General features: G+C 57.6%; 1 protein-coding gene. It reads left to right on the forward strand.

The genetic code is table 11. From position 1 onward, the window contains the following. Window positions 1-227: 227 nt before the first annotated feature. A partial coding sequence (locus QQS14_RS16480; protein ID WP_285908106.1) for a hypothetical protein occupies window positions 228-691 on the forward strand: 464 nt, incomplete at its 3' end.

Below are 691 nucleotides of genomic sequence, written 5' to 3' on the forward strand. Positions count from 1 at the left end.
GGGATTGCCCACGGCGTTCGCCTTGCGCCTGATCTTCTTGCATAGAAAGGCGTTGATAGGCTGCCAGTTGATGAGTTCGTTGATCTCATCCAGAAATGTGGTCTTGGTTCTGCGGTGCCCCAGGAAGTAATCGCCCAACCGAGGCCCCTTCTGTCGAATAGCCATGCCTTCCTCCTTTGAATGAGGAAAGAATAGCATAATAAATCAAATATTTAAAGAGGAAAAGCGTGAGTTTTGCCGTGCAGAGGTCTCAACATTGCACCAGCGTGGTCTGGAAGACAGGCGAGGTGCCGCCCAAGGCGAGCCTGCCCCTGGCCTGGCCCGATCAACCGGCCGCGGTCCTTGGCGCTCGCGACGGCGACCTCATCGTCCAGAACGAGGCATGGCCCGTGGCCCTGCACACCCGATGGAGGCTCGAATACGACTCCGAGCCTGGCAAGGACGAATTCACCCTGACCTCTGTTCCAGACGAGGGCACGGTCATCCTGGACGACGTGATCATCGACAACAGGTCCGGCATCGAAGTCAATGTGGGCATGGGTGTGAACATGGTCGGGGCATTGTACATGGAGAGCATCCTGAGCAACGAGAACGTCATCTTCAAGATGGCTCCCGTCTATCACCTCGGGCTTCTTGCGGCCGCAACACCGGTGCGGGTGGGGGAGGTGGTGTATGATGGCCGCGATGAAGG

Source organism: Pseudodesulfovibrio pelocollis (genome assembly GCF_030282845.1).
GTDB classification, from domain to species: Bacteria; Desulfobacterota; Desulfovibrionia; order Desulfovibrionales; family Desulfovibrionaceae; genus Pseudodesulfovibrio; species Pseudodesulfovibrio pelocollis.